Origin of the sequence: Labilithrix sp., from assembly GCA_019637155.1 — a bacterium.
Lineage (GTDB): Bacteria > Myxococcota_A > Polyangia > Polyangiales > Polyangiaceae > Labilithrix.
Genome location: JAHBWE010000015.1, coordinates 291,924 through 314,337 on the forward strand (window position 1 = coordinate 291,924; position 22,414 = coordinate 314,337).

The following is a 22,414-nucleotide window of genomic DNA, read 5'->3' on the forward strand; positions in this document are numbered from 1 at the left end:
GCTCGCGCTTTGTGCGCGATGTGCGGGCAGCGGGCACACCCCATCGCGAAGACTTTTGTGCCCTCGCGCGATACCCTTGCAGCTCAGGCCATGACCGAGTCGATGAGCAGCCCGACGGCGGAGCGGAAGCGCCCGACCGATCCGCTCGTCGGCACGCTGATCAACGGCAAGTTCAAGATCGAGAAGGCGATCGCCCGCGGCGGGATGGGCCGCATCTACTACGGCACGCAGGCGCCGCTCGACCGGCCCGTCGCGGTGAAGGTGGTCAAGGCCGACACCGTGAACGAGGAGGAGTCGCAGTTCCTGAAGCGCTTCCTCCTCGAGGCGAGCATCCTCGCGAAGCTCCAGCACCCGAACGTCGTCACGCTGTTCGACTACGGCCGCATCGAGAACGCGCCGAACGGACACGAGATGTACTTCATCGCGATGGAGTACCTCGACGGCGTGACGCTCTCGGAGCGGATCCGCGACCTCGGCTCCCTCACCGCGGCCGAGACGCTGACGCTGTTCCGCCAGATGGCGCGCGGCCTCCGCGAGGCCCACGCGCGCGGCGTCGTCCATCGCGACCTCAAGCCCTCGAACATCATCATCGTGCCCGAGGCCGACGGCGGCGAAATCGTTAAAATCGTCGATTTTGGAATCGGCAAGGTCGAGCGCGAGGGTCAGGACCTCACCCGCGACGGCATCCTCGTCGGCACGCCGAAGTACATGGCGCCGGAGCAGTTCGACGGGAGCGCCTCCCCCGCGAGCGACATCTACGCGCTCGGGACCATCATCTACCAGCTCCTCGTCGGCGAGGTCCCCTTCGCCGGCAGCACGATGGCCGAGTTCATGATGGCCAAGCTGCAGAAGCCCATCCCGCCCATGCGCGAGGTGAACCCCGTCTGCGAGTCGACCGAGCTGCTCGAGAACCTCGTCTACGGCATGCTCGCGCGGAGCCCGGCCGATCGGCCCACCCTCGACGAGGTGTTCCAGCAGCTCGCGTACTGCGAGGAGGAGGTGTTCGGCTCCAACGGCGCGCGCCTCCTCAGCACCGGCTCGCGCCCCGTCGCGACCGCCCCGAGCAGCAGCTCGCGCTCCGTCGGCGCGCTGAAGGTGCCGTACACGATCGTCGCGCCGCAGCCGCTCCTCTCGAACACGCCGTCCTCCGGCGTCTCCAGCATCACCGGCTTCACCGGGATGACGCCGCGGCCGATGGCGACGTCGGCGCGCCCGCCCGCGCCCTCCACCAAGCGCGCGTTCCCGCTCCTCGCGCTCGTCGGGCTCCTGCTCGGCTTCGTGATCGTCGGCGCGGCGGGCGCCTTCGCCCTCCGCTCGCGCGCGACGGCGACGAACGTCCCGCCGGAGCCGCAGCCGACCGCGCCGGCCCTCACCGTCACGTCGTTCGTGCTCCACCTCGACTCCGAGCCGTCCGGCGCGGCCGTCTCCGAGAAGGGCGCCGTCCTCGGCTCGACCCCGATCGACATCAAGATCGAGCGCGAGAGCGTGGGTGCGCAGCCGCGCAGCTTCCAGATCAAGAAGGACGGCTTCACGAACGTCATCTACGCGCAGAACGACTCCGAGGTCCGCGTCGAGCAGGTCGTGACCCTTGCGCCGGAACCGGCCCACCCCGTAAAGTCGCCCGCGCATGCCGGGGGCAAGCCCGCAGGGAACACCGGTGGACGGTCGACCGGCGGTGACTCGGAAATCCGATTGAAGAGATAGCGACGTGCGAACGACCGGGGCCTCGGAGTCGTGAAGGCGCTCCTCCTCGCCGTGACGTTGCTCGTGCTCTCGCTCGTCGCGCTGCCGGCGCGGGCGGACGACGTCGCGGACGAGGCGGACCACCTCTTCACCCTCGGCGCCGAGCACTACCAGCAGCGGAGCTACAAGAGCGCGCTCCAGTATTTCCTCGCCTCGAACCGCCTCGTCCGCAACCGCAACGTGATGTTCAACATCGCGAAGACGTACGAGCACCTCAACCTCCGCACCGACATCGAGGACGTCGAGCGGATCGAGATCGTGCGCGGCCCCGGCTCGGTCCTCTACGGCACGGGCGCGTTCTCGGGCGTGATCAACCTCGTGTCGCACTCGCGCGAGACCCCGGACGGACGCGAGGCCGGCGTCTCCGTCGCCGACGACGCCGTCGCGCGCGCGCGCGTCCGCTTCACCCATCACTGGTCGAAGGACGCCGGCGTCTCGACGTCGGTCGCGGCCGGCCGCGGCGCGGGCAGGGACTACTTCTTCCCCGAGCTCGTGAGCCGCGGTCCGCCCAACGTCGCCGGGCACGCGCGCGGCCTCGACAGCTTCCGCGTCGCGACCTGGACGGGGAAGGTCTTCTACAAGGCCTTCCAGGTGCAATGGAGCTTCAATCACCACGACAAGTACATGCCGCTCGGCGGCGACGACACGATCTTCGGCGACGGCCGCAACTGGGCCGCCGACTCGCGCGGCTTCGTCGAGGCGAAGTTCGAGCCGAAGATCACGGACTGGCTCTCGAGCGTCACGCGCGCGCACGCGAACGTGTACTTCTACCGCTCGGAGGCGCCGTTCACGCCCGACACCGGCGGCCTCTCCACGAGCGAGTTCGACGGCTTCTGGGTCGGGGCCGAGCAGCGCTTCGTCGTCAGTCCCGTCAAGCAGCTCCGCCTCACCGGCGGCGGCGAATTTCAGCTCCACCCGCTCACCCATCAGCGGAGCGACTCCGAGACGCTGGGCGAGGACTTCAACCAGAAGCAGGACTTCACCCTCGTCGCCGGCTACCTCCTCGCCGACCTCCTGCCGACCTCCGGCGTCAAGATCACCGGCGGCGCGCGCTACGACGCGTACTCCTTCACCGCCGGATCGATCAACCCGCGGCTCGCCGTCATCGTGAAGCCGTACGACGGCGGCAACGTCAAGGTCATGGGCGGCAAGGCCTTCCGCTCGCCCAGCATCTACGAGCGCTACAACATCTCCACCTTCGGCCAGCGCGAGAACCCCGACCTCGATCCCGAGAACCTCTACAGCGCCGAGGTCGAGTACAGCCATCGCTTCACGCAGACGCTCACCGCCAGCGCCTCCGCCTACGCGAACTACATCACGAACCTGATCGCGCTCCGCGAGGAGGTCGACGATCCCGGCATCTTCACGTACCTCAACACGCGCGTCCCCGTCGCGAGCCTCGGCGGCGAGATCGAGCTGCGCCGCGACTGGAAGGAAGGCTGGATGGCCTCCGCGTCGTACTCGTACCAGAAGACGCGTTACCTCATCTCCGACAGCGTCGGCGACCTGCTCCGCTTCAAGACCGCGCCCGACCACCGCGAGGTCCCCAACTCGCCGAGCCACCTCGCCTACGTGAAGGGCGCGGTCCCGATCGTCTCGCGCGCGCTCATGCTGATGACCCGCCTCGGCATCGAGGGCCCGCGCTTCGACGTGAACGACACCGTCGGGACGCCGCCGCAGACCGAGACGCAGCCGGCGATGCTGTGGGACGTGGTCTTCTCCGGGACGGAGTCGCGCTGGGGGCTCTCCTACGCGATCGGCGTCTACAACCTCTTCGACGCGCGCTGGCGCGTCCCGCTCACGGAGTCGATCGTCAACACCGTCCCCCAGCCCGGCCGCTCCGTGCTCGCGTACGCGTCGGTGGTGTTCTGATGCTGCGGCGCGTTCCCTTCTTCGTCGCGCTCGCCCTCGTAGTGGCGGCAGCGTGCAACGAGGTCCAGACCTACGTCTTCGTCGCGCGCCGCTACGACGCGGAGGCGGGCTGCCTCGAGTCGTACACGTCGATCGACCTCATCAACGGGTCCGGCGCCGGCTCGAAGTGCGGGCCGACGTGCTTCCGCTTCAACGGATCGATCTACACGACGCGCGTCTGCCCGCCGCTCCCGGAGAGCGTGGAGCAGCTCGACCAGGACTCGCCGGAGTGCCTCGCCGCGAACGTGCCCGACCTCGAGGACTCGGGCTGCAGGGAGCTCTTCGAGCAGCAGCAAGCGGGCGACGACGACGACGACGATGACCTCGACGCTTCGGACGAGGGCGGCTAGGTTCGCGGCGTGCCGAAGAAGAAGATGGCGCCGCCGATCGAGACGCTCGATCGGCTGCACGAGATCCATCCCGACGCCCACTGCGAGCTCGTCCACGACGGCCCGTTCCAGCTCATCGTCGCGACGGTGCTCTCCGCCCAGACGACGGACGTGGCCGTCAACAAGGCGACGCCGAAGCTCTTCGCGAAGTACCCGAACCCGAAGGCGCTCGCGAAGGCGAAGCACGAGGACGTCGAGGAGCTGATCTCCACCCTCGGCTTCTTCCGCATGAAGACGAAGAGCATCATCGGCCTCGCGCAGAAGGTCGTCGCCGATCACGGCGGTGAGGTCCCGCGCACGCTCGACGAGCTCGTGAAGCTGCCCGGCGTCGGCCGCAAGACGGCGAACGTCGTCCTCGGCGTCGCGTTCGACTCGCCGGAGGGCGTCGTCGTCGACACGCACGTGCAGCGGATCTCGCAGCGCCTCGGCTGGACGCGGAACAAGGAGCCGATCGCGATCGAGCAGGACCTGATGAAGAAGATCCCGCGCGCGCGCTGGGACATCACCTCGCACCTGCTCATCTTCCACGGCCGCCGCGTCTGCTTCGCGATCAAGCCGAACTGCGAGGGCTGCGGGATCAACGACACGTGCCCGAGCGCCTTCAAGGCGGAGAAGGTCGGCCGCAAGCCCCCGCGCGTCCGCCGCGCCGTCAGCCCGACCTGAAGCGCTGGAGCAGCTCTTCGGTCGCGGTGTAGGGATCGGTCTCGCGCGCCTCGACCGCGTCCACCGCTTCGTCGAGGGCGGCGGCGAGCGAGCGCGTCGCGGCGTCGATGAGGGTCTCGCGCAGCGACTCGCGGACCTCCTCGCGGAGGCGGAGCTTCCTGCGCGCGCGGCCGGCCTCCGTCGTCTCGATCCACGCGTGGTGGCGCTCGAGCGCGGCGACGAGCTCGGGGACGCCCTCGTTCCGCGTCGCGATGCACTTGAGGATCGGCGGCGTCCAGAGGCCCGCCGCGGCGGGCTCCGCGTCGGGCAGCGCGTCGACCTTCACCCCGCCGTGCACCACGTGGCCCTTCTGCTTGCCGGCCGCGACCATCGCCTCGGTGCCGAGCGCGATCATCAGCTCGAGGTCGCGCACCGTGCCGTCGGCGCCGTCGCGATCGGCCTTGTTCACCGCGAACACGTCGGCCGTCTCGAGGAGCCCGGCCTTGATCGCCTGCACCTCGTCGCCGAGGCCGGGCGCGGAGACGACCAGGGTCGTGTGCGCGGTGCGCGTGATCTCGAGCTCGTCCTGGCCCACGCCCACCGTCTCGACGAGCACGACGTCGAACGCGGCCGCGTCGAGCACGCGGATCATGTCGCGCGCGCTGCGGGAGAGGCCGCCGAGGTGGCCGCGCGTCGCGACGGAGCGGATGAAGACGCCGGCGTCGTTCGCGTGGCGCGTCATGCGGATGCGATCGCCGAGGATCGCGCCGCCGGTGTACGGGCTCGACGGATCGACGCAGAGGACGCCGACCTTCTTGTTCGCCTTGCGCAGCGCCTCGATGAGGCGATCGGTGAGGGTCGACTTCCCCGCCCCGGGGTTGCCGGTCACGCCGACGATCCAACCCTTCCCCGTGCTCGGGAAGAGCTCCTTCAAGAGATCGAGGTAGCCCGGGACGCGATCGTCGACGTTGCGGAGCGCGCGCGCGATCGAGCGCGTGTCGCCGGCGGCGACCTGGGCAGCGAGGGACATGCGACCCTGCTTAGTCGACCTTCACTTCAGTTTCGAGAGCTTGGCGTCGATCGCGGCGACGTCGGCGCCGTGGACCTTCTTCGCCGACTCGTAGGCCTTGCGCGCCGCGGCCGGGTTGCCGTCGGCGGCGAGGGCGTCGCCCTGCGCGACCCACGCCGGCGCGTGGTTCGGGAAGTCGAGGACCGCGCGCTGGCCGAACGCCTTCGCGCTCGTGAGGCGCTGCGCGGCGATGCAGGCGTAGGTCGCGTTGACGAGCGCGGTCGGGTCGAGCGGGTCCATCCCGCTCGCCTTCTGGTAGGCCTCGAGCGCGAGGTCGATCTCGCCCTTCTTCGCGTACGCGTCGGCGATGAGGAGCTTCGCCTTGCCCTCGTTCGCCTGGATCTTCAGCGCCGCCTCGCCCTCCTTCAGCGCCTCGTCCGGCTTGCCGTCGGCGAGCGCGACGCGGCCGGAGACCACGTGCGCGAGCACGTCGTTCGGCGCGAGCGCGAGCACCTTCGCCGCGATGCGCTTCGCGTCGGTGAGCTTGTTCGACGCGATGTACGTCTCGGTCAAGAGCCGCATCGCCTCGAGCGACGTCGGTCGCTCCGCGATCGCCTTCTCGAGGGTGGTGATCGCCTCGCCGCGCGTCTTCACGTCGTTCGTGAGCGCGCGGCCGTACTCGAGCAGCGCGGTGGGGTCGCGGCCGTCGAGCTCGACCGCCTTCTTCAGCGAGGCGGTGCCGTCCTTCCCCGCGCGCTGCAGCATCGAGCCGAGGAGCACGTGCGCGTCGGCGCGGTTCGGCTGGAGCGCGATCGCCTCCTTGTACGCCACCTCCGCCTCCGCGTCCTTCGAGTCGAGCGCGCGCGCGCGGCCGTCGATGATCTTCGCGATGTAGTTGATCTCCTGGCCGACCGGGCCGGAGCCGACGACCTTCGAGATCTTCGCGAGCTCCGCGAGCTCGCCTTGCGCCTCGGTCCCGCGCCGCCACAGGAGGTGCGCCTCGCCCTTGCACACGCGCGCCGCGGCGGCGGCCTCGCCCGCCCTCGTCGGGACGCCGCCGGTCTCGGCCGGAGCCCCGCCGCCGGGCAGCTTCGTGATCGCGCCGCACGCCGACATCGCGGCGGTGAAGTCGCGCTTCGCGATGTGCGTCCGCGCGATCTCCCAGTCGACCATCACGGCGGACGATCCGGTCGCGAAGCTCAGCGCGCGCCGCAGCTCCGTGAGCGACTCGTTGTCCTTGCCCGCCTTCCGGAGCGCGCGGCCGTACGCGAGCGCGGCGTCGGCGCTCGTGGGCGCCGTCTTCGTCGCGTCCTTCGCCGACGAGAGCGCGGACTCCTGCGCCTCCGTGGGGGTGGTCGTGGTGGCAACGATGAAGACTGCGGCCACGCCAAGCTTACGCATCATGCCTCAATTTTTACCGGAGAAGGTCAGCGCACGCCAATCTCCGTGAGCCACGCGGCGACGCCATTGCGCGATCCGACGTCGAGGCGCGTGTGCCAGTTCGTGACGGGCACGCCCGCGCCGTCCACGTCGTCGGGCAAGAGCGTGTAATTTGCATTCACTCCGGCGACCGCGAGCGTGGCGCCGCGGCGGACGTAGAGCGGGCCGCCGGAGTCGCCGGGGCAGAGCCCGGCGCGGCCGCGGGTGAGGACGTAATTCCCCGAAAATACAGGCTCATCCGTGGCCTCGACGTAGCTACCGTCGTGGAGCGCGGACGCGGGCGTGGCCACCTCTTGCTCGGCGGAGAGGAGCTCCTTCACCGCTCGATCGTCGGCGACGTGGACGCCCTTCGTGCAGCCGAAGCCGACGATGGTGACGCCGTCGCCGGGCGCGAGGGCCTCGCGCTCGACCGGCGCGACGGTCGCGCCTTCGATCGGCGCCGTTAGCTCGAGCACGGCGACGTCGGGCGCGTCGAGCTTCGCGGTGACGGCGGCGACGGAGCAGAGCGTCTCGGCGCAGCGCTCGATCCATTTCGGATGCACGTGCGTCGCTTTCACGACGTGCGCAGCGGTCGCACCGCTCGGGAGCATCACGGTGACGGGGTGCTCCGCGTCGTAGCGCGGGCTCAGCGTGGAGAGGTTCAGCACGCAGTGCGCGGCGGTGAGGAGCTGCCGCTCGCCGACGCGCGCGGCGGTGCAGTGGTTCTTCCCCGCGCGGGAGATCCCCACCGTCGCGGGGAGCTCGCCGCTCTTCGCGGTCGTGCCGCCGATGAGGTCGTCGTCGCCGCTCACGGCGCGGCCCGCCTCGTCGCTGCACGCGACGAGGAGCAGGGCGGCGGCGGTGGCGAGCGTGACGAGCGCGCGCTTCATCTCACTCTTCGGTCTCGGTCTCGAGCTCGGTCTCGCTCTCGGACGCGGCGTCTTCCTCGTCGTGGTGCTCGTGCTGCGCGAGCATCTCGGCGCGCTCCTCGTCCGTGAAGGGCGCGGAGACGTCGACCGGATCGCCCGCCTCCGGCGGCCGCGGCATCTTGGTGAAGTTGCCGGCCTGGTAGCCCGCGATCTTGTCCTTGTTCGCCTCGACGAACGTGAGGAGCTCCTTGTTCGTGACGCACTTGACCTCGGGGAGGCGGCAGACGCGCTTCGTAAACTGCTGCATCGCCTCCCAGTAGGCGCCGCCGTTCCACTTCGAGAAGTGGTGGCCGATGTGCACCGGCGCGCGGTTGCCGAAGTAGTTGCCCTCGAAATACGCCATGTACGTATCGACCATCTGCTTGCGATACGTGGCCTTGTTCGCGGCGTCGGGGTTGCCGCGCGAGTCGGCGACGTAGAAGTTGTAGTCCATCGAGAGCGTCTTCTTGCCCGAGCCCACGATGCGGAGCTCCGCGAGCGGGAAGTTCCAGACGCCGTTCTTGATCTGCGGCCAGTAGTTCGCGGGCGCGGTCCGGCTCGTGTCGTATTTGTAGCCGTACTTCGCGAGCACGGGCCAGAGGCCGGCGGAGTGACCGAGCTGCGGGGCGCGGAAGCCGACGACGTCCTTCCCGCCGATGGAGAGGCGCGGCGTGTCGGAGCGCGAGAACATGATGCTGTTGAACTGGCTGAACTCGCTGTCCCAGTCCGCTTGCGACCAGCTCGAGCCGTCGAAGTGGCCGTTCGCGTGCGAGCCCATCTCGTGGCCCTCGTTGATCGCGGCCTGCACCTGCTCGTAGCGTGGCTTGATGTTGCCGGACGCGCCGCCGAAGCCGATCGCGCTCTTGCCGCGGCCGAGGCCGTGCGGCGCGTTGTAGATCGTCTTCTGGTTGTCGGCGATGAAGTAGACGCCGCTCATGAAGTACGTGAGCTTCGCGCCGGTGTCCTTCGCGTACTGCCGCGACTCCTTCCAGAAGGGAATGTTGAGCGATCCGTCGAACGCGAGGAGCACGAACTGCGGCGGGCGCCCGGCGACCGCCTCGGGCGCCTGCGTCTCTTCGTTCTCATTCGAGGTGCCCTCGTCGCCGGCGCACCCGGACGCGCACGCCGCCGCGAGAAGAGAGGAGAGGGCAAGGAAGGACCGAGCGAGGCGACGGGTGAGCATGGCACCCACATCAGCACGCACCGTGCCGCATTGCGCATTTAGAGCAATCGCGGATTTAGCTCCCTAGAAGCCCGAAATTGGCCGTATTTATGCCGATCACCCCTGGACGACTTGGCTCATCGACGATCCACCCACGTCTCCCTACCTTGACGCCAGTCGCGCCAGGGCCCAGGCCGCGGCCTCCCGAACGACGGGCGAGTCGTGCTCCGCGCTCGCTCGCTCGAGGGCCGGGACGACGCTCGGATCGTTGCTATTTTCTTGAATTTTCTTGTTCAATCGATTTCCAAGAACGATCGCGGCGTTGCGCGCGAGGCCGGCGCGCGTGGCGCGGCCGACGGGGCTACCTTCGCGGAGGCGGACGAAGCCCTCGTCGTCGAGGGCGAGCATCGCCGCGAGCGGCGTCTCGGACTCGGCCCAGCGCGGCTCGGGGGCGAAGCGCGGATCGAGCGGTCCGTTCGCGCGTTTCGTCGCGTTGAAGGGGCACACGGTCTGGCAGTCGTCGCAGCCGAAGAGGTGCTCGCCGATGGCGGGGCGGAGCTCGGGCGCGATCGCGCCGCGATGCTCGATCGTGAGGTACGCGATGCAGCGGCGCGGATCGAGGACCCACGGCGCGACGAAGGCCTCGGTCGGGCACGCATCGAGGCACCGCGTGCACGAGCCGCAGCGCTCGGTCATCGTCGCGGCGGGCTCGATCGCGAGCGTCGTCACGACCTCACCGAGGAGCACGAACGATCCGACGCCGGGCACGATGAGGAGCCCGTTCTTACCGACGAAGCCGAGGCCCGCCCGCGCGGCCCACGCGCGCTCGAGGATCGGCTCCTCGTCGCAGAGGGGGCGGGCCTGCACAGCCTCCCCTTCCCCGCCGAGCGTCCGCGCGAGCGCAGCGAGCTTGCGGAGCTTTTTCCTCATCCCGTTGTGGTAGTCCCGCCCGCGGGCATACCGCGCGATCGGCGCCTCGGGATCGTCCGCGCGCCCGTAGCGCCGCGCGAGGCAAATCACGGTCTTCGCGCCGGGCAGGATGTGCTCGCCATCGACGCGCCGCCGCGCTTCGGGGAGCGCCGCGAGCCACTGCATCTCCCCGTGCATCCCACGCGCAACGAACGCCTCATAACGCGCAAAGTCATCCTCGAGCGCCACATCGGCACGAGCGAACCCAATCGCCTCGAACCCAAGCCTCTCCGCTTCGGCGACGAGCCGCGCCCGCGGCGTCCGCGCGGGGGGTTCTTCCGTGGTGGCCGCAGCACGCGAGGACATCCGAACATCGAGCATTGAAGCACGTCACCAGCGAGGAGGCGCGGCGGCGACGCAACCAAAGCAGTCCCATTGAAGCGGAGCAAGCACATGCTCGACCCACCAATCGGCATCGGCGGAGAGCACCAGGAGCGCGCCGTCGACGCTTGCGCGACGACGCAGCTTCAATGGAGCCACCGATTCGATCGGCGGAGAGGTCTCTCTCGTCGGTCTCGCGCTCACCGCGTTCGGCGCGCTTCAATGGAGCCGTCGACTCCTATCGGCGGCTCCATTGAAGCTACGGCCGTACGTGTAGATTGACTCTCATGAACACGACCTCTCCGCCGATACCAATCGGCGGCTCCATTGAAGCGCGGTCCCCGTCGTCCAGCTCCCGGTGCCCGCGCGCGCTCTCCGCCGATACCAATCGGCGGCTCCATTGAAGCCCGAGAACGTCGGCGAGACCTGCCATCAGCCCACGGCCTCTCCGCCGATACCAATCGGCGGCTCCATTGAAGCCCGAGCTCGAGCGGGAGTGGCTCGAGCCGGAGGTCACCCAGCCTCTCCGCCGATACCTATCGGCGGCTCCATTGAAGGGTCGGATCGAGGGTGCTGGTGAACCGTCGTCAGCTCTCTCCGCCGAGGCGAATCGAGGCTTCGCGTCGACGGTCGGCGCTCGGCGCCGGTCCGGATTGGCGGCGAGCGCTTGTGCGGAGGTCGGAGGGTTGAGCGCCGAGGCGGACACCACCGACGACACGTTGTTCGACGGCGCGCTGAGGTTGCGTCAGCCTGCGCGAAAGAAAGGCTATCGCGTGAACGTCGATGCGCTGCTCCTCGCGGCGTTCGCCGGCGCGAACGAGCCGGTGCGAGAGGACCGCGCGCGACGGCTCCTCGCGACGGGGGGGGCGACAGCGACGACGGCGGTGCGACGGGTGAGGCATGCCGTCGACCTCGGGGCTGGGGTTGGGGCGGTCGGGCTCGCCCTCCTTCATCTCGGGGCGGCCGCGCGGGTCACGTTCGTCGAAATCGAGCCGGAGCTCGCGGCGCTCGCGGCGTGGAACGCCGAGGCGAACGGCTGGGCGGAGCGCGCGCAGACGGTGAACGCCGACGTTCGCGCGGCGATGACGCGTCTCCGCGCCGGCGCGGATCTCGTCGTCTGCAATCCACCGTACGTCTCGCCGGGGCGCGGTCGGGTGCCGGCGGTGGGCCGCGGCGCGCGCGTCGGCGACCTCGACGTGTTCCTTCGTGCCGCTCGCGCCGTCGCCGGACGGCGCGCGCGCATCGCGTTCGTCTACCCCGCGATCGAAGCGACGACGCTCCTGACGTCGATGCGGGCGCTCGGCCTCGAGCCGAAGCGCCTGCGCCTCGTTCACGCGCGCATCACGGAGCCCGCGCGCGTCGTCCTCGTCGAGGCCGCCGCGGGCAAACCCGGCGGCCTCGTCATCGAGCCCCCGCTCGTCGAGCTGGAAGGCCCACGCCGCAGCGCCGAGCTCGCCGCGCTCCTCACGTCGCCACGCGCGTGAGGCGATCGAGCGCGATCGCGCAGGCGGCGCGGACGCTGAGGTGGTTCCAGTCGGCGTGGGGGCCGTGGATGGGCTCGATGAGGACGTCGGCGGCGGCGATCACCGATGGGGCGAGGCCCCAGCTCGTGCCGAAGAGGAGGAGCACCGGGGGGCCCGGCTGGGCGAGGCGCGCCGCCGCTTCGGTCCACCCTGCCGGCGCGCCGAGCGTGCGCGCTGCGGTCGCCCAGAGCTCCGTGCCGGCGCCGCATTGCGCGCGCGCCTCCTCGATCGTCGCGACGACGCGCACCGTCGCGAGCGCCTCCTTGCGATCGGGGATGCGCTTCGCGCTCGAGCCGTGGGTCCAGTGCTCGATGATGCGGTGCGCGAGCTCCTGCTGCGCCGGGATCGGGTGCACGAGGTAGAGCGACGCGCAGCCGTACGTCCGCGCGCTGCGCGAGAGGTCGTGGACGTCCATCGTCGTGAGCGTGCTCGTGACGATCGCGCCGCCGGCGTCGACGACGGGATGGTGCACGAGCGCGATCGAGAGCGCCCTCACGAGCCGTCCTCGCGCGGGAGGAGGTCCGGGCGCCGTGCGCGCGTGCGATCGAGCGACTGCGACGCGCGCCACTTCGCGATCTCGGCGTGGTGGCCGCCGGCGAGGACCTCGGGGACGGAGTGGCCGCGGAACTCGGCGGGGCGCGTGTACTGCGGGTACTCGAGGAGGCCGCCCTCCGCGTGGGACTCCTCGCGCACGGAGTCGTGGTTGCCGAGGACGCCCGGCACGAGGCGCACCGTCGCCTCGATGACCGCCATCGCCGCGACCTCGCCGCCCGTCATCACGAAGTCGCCGAGGGAGACCTCCTCGTCGACGAAGCTGCGCACGCGCTCGTCGAAGCCCTCGTAGCGGCCGCAGATCAACATCACCGCGGGCTCCTTCGCGAGGCGCTCCGCGGCGCGCTGATCGAAGGGGCGCCCCTGCGGCGTGAGGAGGACGCGGCGCGCGCGCGGCTCGCCCGCGGCCGCGGCCTCGGCGTCGAGGGCCTCGAACGTCTGCACGAGGACGTCGACGCGCATGACCATCCCGCTGCCGCCGCCGTACGGCGTGTCGTCGACGCTGCGGTGCTTGCCGAGGCCGTGCTCGCGCGGCGAACGGAAGCGGACCGCGAGCTCGCCGCCCTTGACCGCCTTGCCGACGAAGCTCGTCGCGAGGAACGTCTCGAACAGCTCCGGGAAGAGCGTGACGAGATCGACGCGCATCACGCGTCCTTCGCAGGCTTCGAGCTCTTCGCGCCTTTCGCGCTCTTCGCCGGCTTCGGCTTGCGGGCCGGCACCGGCTCGAGCTCGTCGAGCGTGAGGACCTCGACCGTGCCTTCGAGGTCGACCTCGCCGACGTAGTCCTCCGTCATCGGGATCTCCCAGACCTTCGCGCCGTCGGTGACGGAGAGGACGTGCACGGTCGGGTACGTGAGGACGTCGGTGATCGTGCCGAGCCGCTCGCCGCCGAGGCGCGCCTCGAGGCCGACCAGATCGACGCCGTAGTGCTCCCCCTCCTCGAGCGGCGGGAAGTCACGACGGCGGACGCAGACGTGCGCGCCGCGGAGCTCCTCGGCGCGATCGCGATCGTCGACCGAGTGGAGCTTCATGAGGATCGCGTCGTCGGCGCGGCGCGCCTTGTCGACCGAGACCTCGTGCTCCTCGCCGTCGGGGAGGCGCACCAGCACCTCGTCCTGCTCGAGCAGGACGTCGGAGTCCGCGTTGAACAGCTTCAACCGGACCTCGCCGCGCACCCCGTGCGGCCGCGCGATCTCCGCGAGCGGCACCCAGCGATCGGGGCCCCGCGTGTCCGCAGAGACAGCCACGCTAGTCGACGATGTCGAGGTGCGCGCGCTTGCCGAGCTTCGTCGAGACGGCGGCGAGGATCGTCCGCATCGACTGCGCGGTGCGGCCTTCTTTGCCGATCACCTTGCCGATGTCTTCCTTCGCCACGCGTAGCTCGATCAGGCTGTTGTGCTCGCTCGCGATCTCGGTCACGACGACCTGATCGGGGTGATCCACGAGCTCCATCGCGATCGCTTTGATTAGCTCTTTCAGCGGCATGTCGGCCATCGCGCGAGCTCGCGCCACCGTCCTCCGGTGAGCGTGCGAGCCGTCGTCCTCTTAACTAAGTTCTAGCCTTACTTCGCGGTCGTTGCGCTGGCCTTCGCCGAGGCCTTGATGACGCGGCGGAGCGTCTCCGACGGCTGGGCTCCGCGGCCGGTCCAGTGCGCATAGCGCTCCTGGTCGAGGAAGAGCGGGGTCTTGCCGTCCACCACCTTCATCTCCTTGCCCGGGTCGAACGTGCCGATGTTCTCGAGGAAACGGCCGCCACGCGGGCTGCGCTCGTCGGTCACGACGATGCGGTAGAAGGGCCTCTTCTTGGTGCCAGCGCGGGCAAGACGGATATGAACGGCCATGACTCTCGAGATTCTCCAGAACGGTCGGGGGCGCGGAAACTACCCCTGAGCACCTGTACCGTCAAGCAGTTAACCGTTGACGCTCATCACGACGGTCAGCTTCGACAGGAGCCCGAAATGTCCAAGCATTCCGTGGACTCGGAGCTCGCCCTTCCGCATCGCGCGGACCATTTCGCGGAGGACGTCGAGCGAAGGACGGTCGGTCGGGAGCGGCAGCGCCCCTCTCTTCGTCAGCGGAATGTTGCTCATCGCCATGATCGCGTCGGCCGTTCCCCGGACCGCGACGTCGGGGCGGCCCTTGATGCCGTCGTGGATCACGAGCGCGCCGCGATGGAACTCGAGCGTCAACGCGACGTCGGCGTCGTCGGCGACGAGGGCGACGGTGCCGGCGAGGGCGTCGAAGTCGGCGCGCTTGTGCGGCTTCGAGTCGAGGTTCTGGCGGACGAGGTCCGCGAGCATCGTCGCGAAGGCGTTCTCCTCCGCGCCCGGGGCGAGACGGACGTCGCTCATCAGTCGCCCTCCGGCGTGCTCGCCTCGAGGCTCGTGACGCCGATCTTCGCGAGCTGCGGCTCGATCTTCGCGCGCGGCCCGACGATGACGACGACCGCGCCCTCGAGCGACAGGTAGCCCTTCGCGAGCTCGCCGAGCTTCGCCTTGTCGGCGCGCGCCACGAGCTTGCTCAGCACCGCGTCGCGGTCCGCGCTCTGTCCGACGCCAGCGTAGCGCCCGAGCCGCGCCGCGGCGGCGGAGACGGTCTCGTACGACTGGACGAGGTCCGCGCGCGCGAGCTTCTTCGTGCGGTCGACCTCCTCGTCGGTGAGGCCGCCCTTCTGCATCGCCTCGATGTCCGTGAGCGTCGCCTGCAGCGCGTCGCCGGTGTGCTCGGTCTGCACCGCGGCCGACGCGACGAAGAGGCCGCGGAGGCGGTTGAACGTGAAGCGCGAGTGCGCGCCGTACGTCCAGCCGTGCTCCTCGCGGAGGTCCTGGTTGAGGCGCGAGGTGAAGCTGCCGCCGAGCGCGCCGTTCACGCGGACGAGGCCGGCCGCGTCCTCCTCGAACGCGGAGATCCCACGTCGCGTGACGGCGATGACCGACTGCGGCGCGTCGGGGCGATCGACGACGATCACGCGGCGCGCGGTCGGGGGCTTCTCGTCTTTTCCGGTGAAATCGGCTTTATCGCCGGCCTCGGTCGGGGGCGCGCCCTTCGCCGTCCACGCCGCGAAGACCTTGTCGAGCAGCGCGTCGAGATCGGCGCGCGTGACGTCGCCGACGACGACGCACGTCGCGAGATCGGGCCGCCAGCGCGCCGCGTAGAAGCGCTTCACGTCGTCGAGGCCGACCTTCGCCGCGGAGGCGAGGACGCCGTCGGCGGGGTGCGCGTAGGGGTGGTTCGCGGGGTACGCCTTGCGCGCGATGACGACGCTCGAGACGTCGCCGGGATCGCTCTGCCGTGCCTTGAGCTGGTTCACCCAGAGATCGCGGACGCGCCTCCACTCGACCGGATCGAAGCGCGGCCGCGCGACGACGTCGGCGTAGATCGCGGCCGCGTCGGGGAGGTTCTTCGTGAGGACGGTCAGCTGCGCGTAGCCGTAGTCGGCGTAGGCGCCGGTCTGGAGCGTCGCGCCGAGGCGATCGAGGTCGCGCGAGACGTCGAGCGGACCGCGCTTGCCCGCGCCCTCGTCGAGCATGTTCGCGGTCGCGACCGCGAGCCCGCCCTTCCCGTCCGGATCGTGCGCCGCGCCGGCCGGCACCACGGTCTGGATCGAGACGATCGGCAGGTCGTGACGCTCGAGCAGCCACACGCGGAGGCCGTTCGCGCGCTTGTACTCGACCGGCACCGAGGGCGTATACGGCGCGGGATCGCCGAGGTCGGGGCGCGGCCCGAGCGGATCGGGCGGCTCCGGCGGGCCGGCGTCGACCACGGCGACGGGCTTCGGCGGCGTGGCGGGCGCGGGCTTCGGATCGCCGCCGCACGCGGCGAGGAGCGAGAGGAAGAGGAGCGCGCGCTTCACTTGCCACCGCCCTTCTTCGGGACGACGCGGAGGACGACGCGCGCGTTCGGCTGGAGCACCTTCGCCGCGACCGCCTTGACGCCGGCCTTCGTCGCGCCGCGGTAACGCTCGAGGTCCTTCGGCGCGTAGCCGGGGTCCTTCAGCTCGGCCTGGTACATCGCGAGGAGCGAGGCGCGCTCGCGGACGCTCTCGAGCCGCGCGACGAAGGCCGTCTCGACGAGGTTCTTCGCGCGCGTGAGCTCGTCGTCGGCGAGCTCCTTCGTGCGCACGGCCTCGAGCTCCTTGTCCATCGCGGCCTCGATCTTGTCGAGCGCGACGCCGGGGCGCGCGAGGACGCCGACGACGAAGCTCGACCCGAGCGTGCCCGACTCCTGCGCCGCCTCCACGCTCTGCGCGATCTTCTGGTCGTAGACGAGCGCCTTGTAGAGGCGGCTCGCCTTGCCGTTCGCGAGCGCGGTCGAGAGGAGATCGAGCTCCGCGTCGCCGGGCGCGAAGTGCTTCGGGGACTGCCACGCCATCACGACCTTCTCGAGCTCGACGTCGTCCTGGATCGTCTCCCTCACGACGCTCGTGAGCGTGGTCTTCTCGTCGCTGAAGCCGGGCGCGCCGGGGTCCTTCGGCGCGCCGCGCGACGGGAGCGCGCCGAAGAGGCGATCGATCTGGGGCCTCACCGCGGCGGGATCGAAGTCGCCCGCGACGACGAGGGTGGCGTTGGCCGGATCGTAGTACTGCGCGAAGAAGCCCTTCACGTCGTCGACGGTGGCGGCCTCGAGGTCCTCGTGCGAGCCGATGACGGGGTGATGGTACGGGTGGCCCTCCGGGTACATGAGCTCGGGGAGCCGCAGCTCGACCTTGCCGTACGGCGTGTTCTCGCTCGTCTGGCGGCGCTCGTTCCTGACGACCTCCCGCTGCGCGTCGAGCTTCTCGAGCGTCATCAGCGGACCGAGGTCCTTCAGGCGATCGGCCTCCATCCACAGGAGGAGCGGCAGCGCCGAGGGCGGCCCGACGTCGTAGTAGTCCGTGCGATCGTTGGAGGTCCACGCGTTGTTCCAGCCGCCGGCGCCCTCCATCCAGAGATCGAACATCTTGGTCGGGACGCGCTTCGTCCCCATGAACATGAGGTGCTCGAAGAGGTGCGCGAACCCGGTCCTCCCCTTCGCCTCGTAGCGGGAGCCGACGTCGTAGGAGACGTTCACGACGACGGTGGGGACGGCGTGGCTCTCGTGGAGGATCACGGTCATGCCGTTCGGCAGCTCGGACTTCGTGAACGGGATCGAGACGTCGGCCGCGGAGGCCGCGTGCGCCGCGAAGAAGGCGGCGGCCGCGAGCGCGAGCGTGGTTCTACGGAGCATCGGCCGATGCTTACCCCGGGATGTAAGGTCGCGACCAGCCCCACGTTTGTTCGTCGTGACCTGCGCGGCGTACCTCCCGGCGGAGCTTCCGTGGCCGAAAACCGGTCCCTGGCCCGGGCTCCGGACTATCGTGGGCGCCGTGACGGCCCCCGACCCAACGCTGCTCGCGAAGCGCGCGGAAGCGGACGCGGCGGATCGTGCGCTCGTCACGAAGGCGCAGGCCGGCGACCGCGCCGCGCTCGGGGAGCTCCTCCACAAGCACGGACCGGGGCTCTACCGCAGCGTCCTCCTCCCGCGCCTCGGCAACGAAGCGGCGGCGAAGGAGGCGCTCTCCGAGACGTACGCCAAGGTCGTCGCCAACATCGGCAAGTTCGTCTGGCAGAACGTCGGCTTCTATCCATGGCTCCGCACCGTCGCGCTCCGCGTCGCGCTCGATCAGCTGCGCGCGAAGAAGCGGATCGTGCTCTTCGAGGAGGACGACCTCGCGCGCGAGATCGACGAGGCGCAGACCTCGACGCCGGTCGAGCAGCAGCTCTCCGATCGGCGCGACCGCGAGGCCGCGCGGAACAAGGTCGAGGAGGCGCTCGCGAAGATCAACCCGCGCTACGCCCGCGCGATCCGTCTCCGCGTGCTCGAGGAGAAGCCGCGCGATCAGGTCGCGGCCGAGCTCGAGGTGAGCCCGGCCACGTTCGACGTGCTGCTCCATCGCGCGATCGCGGCGCTGAAAAAAGCGCTAGGAGAAGCGAGCCCATGACGGACGAGAAGCGCCCGAAGATCGACGCGGTCGATCCCGACGCTCCTCCGTCGGAGGAAGAGGTGGCGGAGTCGAAGAAGCTCCGCGACGCGCTCGCGCGCGGCGACGATCCGATCGCGAACGCGCTCAAGGCGGCGTGGGAGCCGGAGCCGCTCGCGGAGGAGGCGCACGCGCGCATCGTCGACGGCGTCACGCTCGACGATCCGCTCGTCCACGCGCTCAGGGCCGCGTGGAACCCCGCCGAGATCCGCGCCGAGGACCACGCGCGCATCATCGACGACGTCCCGACCGCGGAGGAGCTGAAGCTCGCGGCGCTCGTGGACGACGACGAGCTCGTGCACGCGCTCGAGGCGGCGTGGAACCCGGCCGCGCTCGATCCGGCCGAGCATCGCCGGATCGTCGATCGCGCGACGGCCGGCGCGGTGGTGCAGCTCAGGCCGGCGCGCCGCCGTCTCGGCGTCGCGATCGTCACGACGACGACGGTGTTCGCGCTCGCCGCGGGCGTCGTCCTCTGGATCACGGCGGTCGGGCCCTCGGGTCCGAAGGGCGAGGTCGCGCTCGCGCGGGCGCGCTCCACGCAGCCGCTGTTCGACGAGCCGTTCAAGGCGGGCGAGACGAGCGCGCGCATCGACCGCATCGCGCTCGCGCGCTCGTCCGACTACCGCGACAACTACTTCGCGCGGCGGGGCGTGCGATGAAGCTCCGGGCGCTCCTGGCTTCGGTGCTCGTCGCCTCGGCGTTGCTCGCGGGGTGCGATCGTCACTCGACGGGCACGACCGACGACGCGCCGGTGGTCGACATGGAGCTCATGGCCTTCCTCTCGGAGGCGCGGGCGCTGCATCATCAGGCGAACTTGAAGGAGGAGTCGGGCGACATCGCAGGCGCGGCGGCGACGATGCAGCGGCTCGTCGTGGCGCGCCGTCCCGCCGCGAAGGCGCCGGAGGTCGAGGAGGTCCTCGCCGACGCGTACGCGCGGCTCGCGGAGCTCGAGCTGCGCCAGAGCCACCTCGATCCCGCAGCGAAGGCGATCGCGGACGGCCTCGCGCACGCGCCTGACGCGACGTACTTCCGCGGCCGCCTCATCGAGGTGCAGGGCCTCGTCGAGGAGGCCCGAAGCGCCGCGCTCGCCGACGCGGGCAAGCCCGAGGACGCCGCCCGCGCGCGAGAGAAGGCGATCCAGCTCCTCGAAGAGGTCGTCCGCATCCAGGACCAGGTCATCCAACGCTCCCTCGCCGGCAAAGACGGAGGCACGCGATGAGACGCGGCGCGGTCGTGGGGGCGCTCTCGTTTCTGCTCGGAGCGTGTGCGGCGAACAAGCCGCCGCCGGCGGCGGAGCCCGCGTCGCCCGCGATGCAGGCGCCGCCGCCGATGCAGGCGCAGCCGTACGCCCCGCGGACTTCGCCGCAGGGGTATCCGCAGCCGGGGTACGCCCCGCCGCCGCCCACGACGCCGAGCCGTCAGGCCGGCGCGGACTTCGACAAGGCGCAGCGCGAGCTGGAGGTCGCGGCCGGCGACTGCACGAACGCGTGCCGCGCGCTCTCGTCGATGGATCGCGCGGCGGGCCGCATCTGCAGCCTCACCTCCGGGAGCGACGAGGACGCGCAGCGTTGCAACGAGGCGAAGGCTCGCGTGTACTCTGCACGCGACAAGGTGAAGAGCACCTGCGGCAACTGTCCGGACACGAGCGTGGAGCGGAGCGCCCCGGTCCCGTCGACGAAATGAAGCGCCGTCTCCTCTGCGTGCTCGCCGGCGTCCTCGTCTTCGTCCTCGCGGCCTGCGGCGGCGACCGCAAGGACGCGCGATCGCCCGAGAGCGCGGGCGCGTCCTCTCCCGCGCCCGCGGAGACCGACGACGACTCGCGCCCGGACAGCGCGACGGCGGCGCCGGAGCCGCCACCGCCGCCGCCCTCCCCTGCCCCGACGACGCCGGAGGCGGAGGCAGTCGGCGACGTGCTGCGCGCGTACACGTCGCTCGAGGCGAGCACCGAGCAGCTCCGGCTCGCGGGCAGCGACTGCCTCGCCGCGTGCCGCGCGCTCGCGTCGATGGACCGCGCCGCGGGTCACCTCTGCGGGATGGTCCACGAGGAAGGCCGCTGCACGCAGGCAAAGGAGACGGTCTACTCGGCGCGCGCCCGCGTGAAGAAGACCTGCGGCTCCTGCCCCGACACGAGCGTCGACCCGAAGGATCCCGTCCCGTTCAAGCGCTGACCCGCCCGACGTCGCGCCTCCGCGAAAGCAGTGGTGCGCAGCGCTCGCCACCTCCCGACACGACACGACGGCGGCCGGCGCGCGGCTCCGGCGCAGCGCGTGGCGGCGCATGGTATGAGGGGCGCATGGCGCGCGCGGATGCTCTTCGGGCCGACGTGCGTGAGGGGGCGCGGTGGAGCTGGGGGCAGCGGATCAAGAACGATGCGATCTACATGCTCGCGATGGGGGCCCTCGCGATCGCCGAGCGGATCCCGCCCCGCGCGGCGGTGTGGGTCGGGCGGTGGGTCGGGCTCGCGGCTTGGGCGGCGGGCGCGCGCGCGCGGCGGGTCGCGATCGCGAACGTCGCGCGCGTCCTGCCCGGCGTCGACGCGGGGTCGTTCGTGCGGCGGGTCTACCGCGCGCTCGGGGAGCGGCTCGGAGAAGCCGTCGCTGCGCTCGATCCTGCGCGACCGCTCGTGGCGCTGCCGTTCGTGCCCGGCGCGCGGGCGTGCCTCGACGACGCGATCGCGGAGGGGCGCGGCGTCGTGTTCGCGTCGGCGCACCTCGGGCCGTGGGAGCGCGTCGCGGCGACGCTCGTCGCGGCGGGGGTGCCGCTCACCGTCGTCGCGCGCGAGCCGTACGATCCGCGCTTCGGGCGGCTCTACGATCGGCTCCGCGGAGCGCGGGGCGTGAAGACGGTGTACCGCGGCGCGGACGGGGCCGGCGTGCGGCTCGTCCGCGTGCTCCGGCGCGGCGGTGTGCTCGGCATGCCGATGGACCTCGCGTCGCGCGTGCCGTCGGTGACGGCGCCGTTCCTCGGCGCGCCCGCGCCGACGGCGGTCGGGCCCGCTCGGCTCGCGCTCCGCACCGGCGCCGCCGTCGTCGTCGGGGCCGCGACGCCGGACGGGATCCACTTCGAGCGCATCGTCGTCGCGCCGGACGACGACGAGGTCGCGCTCACCGCGCGGATCAACGACGCGCTCTCGGCGCGGATCCGCGCGTGGCCCGAGGCCTGGCCGTGGATGCACGCACGCTGGCAGGACAACCCGGTTATGCTCGGCCCATGGCGGAAAAGGTCCCGCGCCTCCTCCCAGGCGTCGACATCAAGAAGCTGAAGCTCGACGCGACCGACGGCTTCCTCCTCACGCGCATCGACGGGAAGCTCGCGCCGAAGGACCTCTCGCGCGAGACGGGCCTCCCCGACTTCTCCGTGGACCGCGCGCTCGAGAAGCTCGTGAAGCTCGGCGTGATCGAGATCGTCGACCCGAACGCGCCGCCGCCCGCCCCGCCCGCGCCGCCGGAGGAGAAGAAGCCCGCGTTCGACATCGGCCTCCTCGCGCCGAAGTACGATCCGCAGGAGCTCGAGGAGCCCTCCGACCTCACGCCCGAGCAGAAGAAGAAGATCCTCGACTACTTCTACCGGCTCGAAGACCTCGACTACTACATGCTCCTCGGCGTCGAGAAGGACGCGGACAAGAAGACGATCCGGCGCGCGTACAACCCCCTCGCCGCGACGTTCCACCCGGACCGCTACTTCAAGAAGGAGCTCGGCAGCTTCAAGGCGAAGATGACCGAGGTCTTCACGAAGATCACCGAGGCGCACGACGTCCTCGTCGATCCGGACAAGCGCGCCGAATACGACGCGTACATGGCCGAGGTCGAGACGACGCGCGGCATGGAGGCGATGCTCGAGCGCGCGATGATCGAGTCGCAGCAGGCCC

25 protein-coding genes and 1 CRISPR repeat array are annotated in these 22,414 nt (G+C 70.8%); of the genes, 12 read left to right on the top strand and 13 right to left on the bottom strand.

The genetic code is table 11. The features are described 5' to 3' along the window. Positions 1–102: 102 nt before the first annotated feature. From KF837_30600 to nth, 4 genes are read left to right on the top strand one after another with little or no spacing between them, the layout of a single operon-like run. Positions 103–1,704, top strand: coding sequence for a protein kinase (locus KF837_30600; protein ID MBX3231714.1), 1,602 nt, complete (start codon positions 103–105; stop codon positions 1,702–1,704). A gap of 30 nt (positions 1,705–1,734) precedes the next feature. Further along, positions 1,735–3,615, top strand: a complete 1,881-nt coding sequence (locus KF837_30605) for a TonB-dependent receptor (GenBank protein ID MBX3231715.1) — start codon at positions 1,735–1,737, stop codon at positions 3,613–3,615. Then, positions 3,615–4,004, top strand: a complete 390-nt coding sequence (locus KF837_30610; GenBank protein MBX3231716.1) for a hypothetical protein — start codon at positions 3,615–3,617, stop codon at positions 4,002–4,004. Before KF837_30605 ends, KF837_30610 begins: the two co-directional genes overlap by 1 nt. A gap of 24 nt (positions 4,005–4,028) precedes the next feature. After that, complete coding sequence (nth, locus tag KF837_30615) at positions 4,029–4,706, top strand: endonuclease III (protein MBX3231717.1); 678 nt, start codon at positions 4,029–4,031, stop codon at positions 4,704–4,706. On the opposite strand, the gene meaB is transcribed toward nth, so the two are convergent. From meaB to queG, 5 genes are all read right to left on the bottom strand, one after another. Continuing rightward, on the bottom strand, positions 4,693–5,715 hold the full coding sequence (gene meaB / locus KF837_30620; GenBank protein MBX3231718.1) for a methylmalonyl Co-A mutase-associated GTPase MeaB: 1,023 nt from the start codon (positions 5,713–5,715) through the stop codon (positions 4,693–4,695). The two genes, nth and meaB, sit on opposite strands and share 14 nt — an antisense overlap. 21 nt (positions 5,716–5,736) lie before the next feature. Continuing rightward, complete coding sequence (locus KF837_30625) at positions 5,737–7,098, bottom strand: tetratricopeptide repeat protein (GenBank protein ID MBX3231719.1); 1,362 nt, start codon at positions 7,096–7,098, stop codon at positions 5,737–5,739. A gap of 23 nt (positions 7,099–7,121) precedes the next feature. After that, positions 7,122–8,003 (bottom strand): S1 family peptidase, encoded by an 882-nt coding sequence (locus KF837_30630; GenBank protein MBX3231720.1) that lies wholly within the window; start codon positions 8,001–8,003, stop codon positions 7,122–7,124. Position 8,004: 1 nt separating this feature from the next. Continuing rightward, positions 8,005–9,204, bottom strand: a complete 1,200-nt coding sequence (locus tag KF837_30635) for a polysaccharide deacetylase family protein (GenBank protein ID MBX3231721.1) — start codon at positions 9,202–9,204, stop codon at positions 8,005–8,007. 141 nt (positions 9,205–9,345) lie between these two features. Then, entirely contained in the window at positions 9,346–10,458 is a 1,113-nt protein-coding gene (gene queG / locus KF837_30640) for a tRNA epoxyqueuosine(34) reductase QueG (protein ID MBX3231722.1), read from the bottom strand. A 239-nt stretch (positions 10,459–10,697) separates the two neighbouring features. After that, a CRISPR array of direct repeats spans positions 10,698–11,031; the repeat unit is 36 nt; unit sequence CTCTCCGCCGATACCAATCGGCGGCTCCATTGAAGC. 128 nt (positions 11,032–11,159) lie between these two features. On the opposite strand from queG, the gene KF837_30645 reads away from it, so the two are divergent. After that, positions 11,160–11,957: a methyltransferase gene (locus tag KF837_30645; GenBank protein ID MBX3231723.1), complete on the top strand. Its 798-nt coding sequence runs from the start codon at positions 11,160–11,162 to the stop codon at positions 11,955–11,957. On the opposite strand, the gene KF837_30650 is transcribed toward KF837_30645, so the two are convergent. From KF837_30650 to KF837_30685, 8 genes are all read right to left on the bottom strand, one after another. Continuing rightward, a complete protein-coding gene (locus tag KF837_30650) occupies positions 11,938–12,492 on the bottom strand; it encodes an RNA methyltransferase (GenBank protein MBX3231724.1) in 555 nt (184 codons plus the stop codon). The two genes, KF837_30645 and KF837_30650, sit on opposite strands and share 20 nt — an antisense overlap. After that, entirely contained in the window at positions 12,489–13,193 is a 705-nt protein-coding gene (gene trmD / locus KF837_30655) for a tRNA (guanosine(37)-N1)-methyltransferase TrmD (GenBank protein MBX3231725.1), read from the bottom strand. The genes KF837_30650 and trmD overlap by 4 nt, the downstream gene beginning before the upstream one ends. Next, positions 13,193–13,795: a 16S rRNA processing protein RimM gene (gene rimM, locus KF837_30660; protein ID MBX3231726.1), complete on the bottom strand. Its 603-nt coding sequence runs from the start codon at positions 13,793–13,795 to the stop codon at positions 13,193–13,195. Before rimM ends, trmD begins: the two co-directional genes overlap by 1 nt. 1 nt (position 13,796) lies before the next feature. Then, entirely contained in the window at positions 13,797–14,033 is a 237-nt protein-coding gene (locus tag KF837_30665; protein MBX3231727.1) for a KH domain-containing protein, read from the bottom strand. Positions 14,034–14,110: 77 nt separating this feature from the next. After that, positions 14,111–14,389 carry a 30S ribosomal protein S16 gene (rpsP, locus tag KF837_30670; GenBank protein ID MBX3231728.1) on the bottom strand — a complete coding sequence of 93 codons (279 nt, stop codon included), beginning with the start codon at positions 14,387–14,389 and terminating at the stop codon, positions 14,111–14,113. A gap of 69 nt (positions 14,390–14,458) precedes the next feature. Continuing rightward, the gene (locus KF837_30675; protein ID MBX3231729.1) at positions 14,459–14,899 is read right to left on the bottom strand and encodes a hypothetical protein; all 441 of its coding nucleotides are present in this window, start codon (positions 14,897–14,899) and stop codon (positions 14,459–14,461) included. After that, positions 14,899–16,401, bottom strand: a complete 1,503-nt coding sequence (locus KF837_30680; protein MBX3231730.1) for an insulinase family protein — start codon at positions 16,399–16,401, stop codon at positions 14,899–14,901. Before KF837_30680 ends, KF837_30675 begins: the two co-directional genes overlap by 1 nt. Further along, a complete protein-coding gene (locus KF837_30685; GenBank protein ID MBX3231731.1) occupies positions 16,398–17,642 on the bottom strand; it encodes an insulinase family protein in 1,245 nt (414 codons plus the stop codon). The genes KF837_30680 and KF837_30685 overlap by 4 nt, the downstream gene beginning before the upstream one ends. Between KF837_30685 and KF837_30690 the strand changes: the two genes are divergently transcribed. The 7 genes from KF837_30690 to KF837_30720 all read left to right on the top strand — a co-directional run. Continuing rightward, positions 17,641–18,507, top strand: a complete 867-nt coding sequence (locus KF837_30690; protein MBX3231732.1) for an RNA polymerase sigma factor — start codon at positions 17,641–17,643, stop codon at positions 18,505–18,507. The genes KF837_30685 and KF837_30690 overlap by 2 nt on opposite strands. After that, positions 18,504–19,205, top strand: a complete 702-nt coding sequence (locus KF837_30695; protein MBX3231733.1) for a hypothetical protein — start codon at positions 18,504–18,506, stop codon at positions 19,203–19,205. The genes KF837_30690 and KF837_30695 overlap by 4 nt, the downstream gene beginning before the upstream one ends. Continuing rightward, on the top strand, positions 19,202–19,765 hold the full coding sequence (locus tag KF837_30700; protein ID MBX3231734.1) for a hypothetical protein: 564 nt from the start codon (positions 19,202–19,204) through the stop codon (positions 19,763–19,765). The genes KF837_30695 and KF837_30700 overlap by 4 nt, the downstream gene beginning before the upstream one ends. Beyond that, a complete protein-coding gene (locus tag KF837_30705) occupies positions 19,762–20,229 on the top strand; it encodes a hypothetical protein (protein ID MBX3231735.1) in 468 nt (155 codons plus the stop codon). Before KF837_30700 ends, KF837_30705 begins: the two co-directional genes overlap by 4 nt. Then, positions 20,226–20,714 carry a hypothetical protein gene (locus tag KF837_30710; protein MBX3231736.1) on the top strand — a complete coding sequence of 163 codons (489 nt, stop codon included), beginning with the start codon at positions 20,226–20,228 and terminating at the stop codon, positions 20,712–20,714. The genes KF837_30705 and KF837_30710 overlap by 4 nt, the downstream gene beginning before the upstream one ends. Positions 20,715–20,839: 125 nt before the next feature. Beyond that, the gene (locus tag KF837_30715; protein ID MBX3231737.1) at positions 20,840–21,808 is read left to right on the top strand and encodes a lysophospholipid acyltransferase family protein; all 969 of its coding nucleotides are present in this window, start codon (positions 20,840–20,842) and stop codon (positions 21,806–21,808) included. Then, positions 21,757–22,414, top strand: a 658-nt coding sequence (locus tag KF837_30720) for a DnaJ domain-containing protein (GenBank protein ID MBX3231738.1), incomplete at its 3' end; no start/stop codon positions are given. The genes KF837_30715 and KF837_30720, both read left to right, overlap by 52 nt.

Excerpts from the sequence above, each read along its gene's own strand:
- KF837_30665 (MBX3231727.1), bottom strand. The coding sequence starts at position 14,033 with ATGCCGCTGAAAGAGCTAATCAAAGCGATCGCGATGGAGCTCGTGGAT.
- KF837_30695 (MBX3231733.1), top strand. The coding sequence starts at position 18,504 with ATGACGGACGAGAAGCGCCCGAAGATCGACGCGGTCGATCCCGACGCT.
- KF837_30635 (MBX3231721.1), bottom strand. The coding sequence starts at position 9,204 with ATGCTCACCCGTCGCCTCGCTCGGTCCTTCCTTGCCCTCTCCTCTCTT.
- KF837_30610 (MBX3231716.1), top strand. The coding sequence starts at position 3,615 with ATGCTGCGGCGCGTTCCCTTCTTCGTCGCGCTCGCCCTCGTAGTGGCG.
- KF837_30700 (MBX3231734.1), top strand. The coding sequence starts at position 19,202 with ATGAAGCTCCGGGCGCTCCTGGCTTCGGTGCTCGTCGCCTCGGCGTTG.
- trmD (MBX3231725.1), bottom strand. The coding sequence starts at position 13,193 with ATGCGCGTCGATCTCGTCACGCTCTTCCCGGAGCTGTTCGAGACGTTC.
- KF837_30690 (MBX3231732.1), top strand. The coding sequence starts at position 17,641 with ATGCCGTTCGGCAGCTCGGACTTCGTGAACGGGATCGAGACGTCGGCC.
- KF837_30710 (MBX3231736.1), top strand. The coding sequence starts at position 20,226 with ATGAAGCGCCGTCTCCTCTGCGTGCTCGCCGGCGTCCTCGTCTTCGTC.
- KF837_30675 (MBX3231729.1), bottom strand. The coding sequence starts at position 14,899 with ATGAGCGACGTCCGTCTCGCCCCGGGCGCGGAGGAGAACGCCTTCGCG.
- queG (MBX3231722.1), bottom strand. The coding sequence starts at position 10,458 with ATGTCCTCGCGTGCTGCGGCCACCACGGAAGAACCCCCCGCGCGGACG.
- KF837_30625 (MBX3231719.1), bottom strand. The coding sequence starts at position 7,098 with ATGATGCGTAAGCTTGGCGTGGCCGCAGTCTTCATCGTTGCCACCACG.
- KF837_30630 (MBX3231720.1), bottom strand. The coding sequence starts at position 8,003 with ATGAAGCGCGCGCTCGTCACGCTCGCCACCGCCGCCGCCCTGCTCCTC.
- KF837_30600 (MBX3231714.1), top strand. The coding sequence starts at position 103 with ATGAGCAGCCCGACGGCGGAGCGGAAGCGCCCGACCGATCCGCTCGTC.
- rpsP (MBX3231728.1), bottom strand. The coding sequence starts at position 14,389 with ATGGCCGTTCATATCCGTCTTGCCCGCGCTGGCACCAAGAAGAGGCCC.
- KF837_30715 (MBX3231737.1), top strand. The coding sequence starts at position 20,840 with ATGGCGCGCGCGGATGCTCTTCGGGCCGACGTGCGTGAGGGGGCGCGG.
- KF837_30705 (MBX3231735.1), top strand. The coding sequence starts at position 19,762 with ATGAGACGCGGCGCGGTCGTGGGGGCGCTCTCGTTTCTGCTCGGAGCG.
- KF837_30685 (MBX3231731.1), bottom strand. The coding sequence starts at position 17,642 with ATGACCGTGATCCTCCACGAGAGCCACGCCGTCCCCACCGTCGTCGTG.
- meaB (MBX3231718.1), bottom strand. The coding sequence starts at position 5,715 with ATGTCCCTCGCTGCCCAGGTCGCCGCCGGCGACACGCGCTCGATCGCG.
- nth (MBX3231717.1), top strand. The coding sequence starts at position 4,029 with ATGGCGCCGCCGATCGAGACGCTCGATCGGCTGCACGAGATCCATCCC.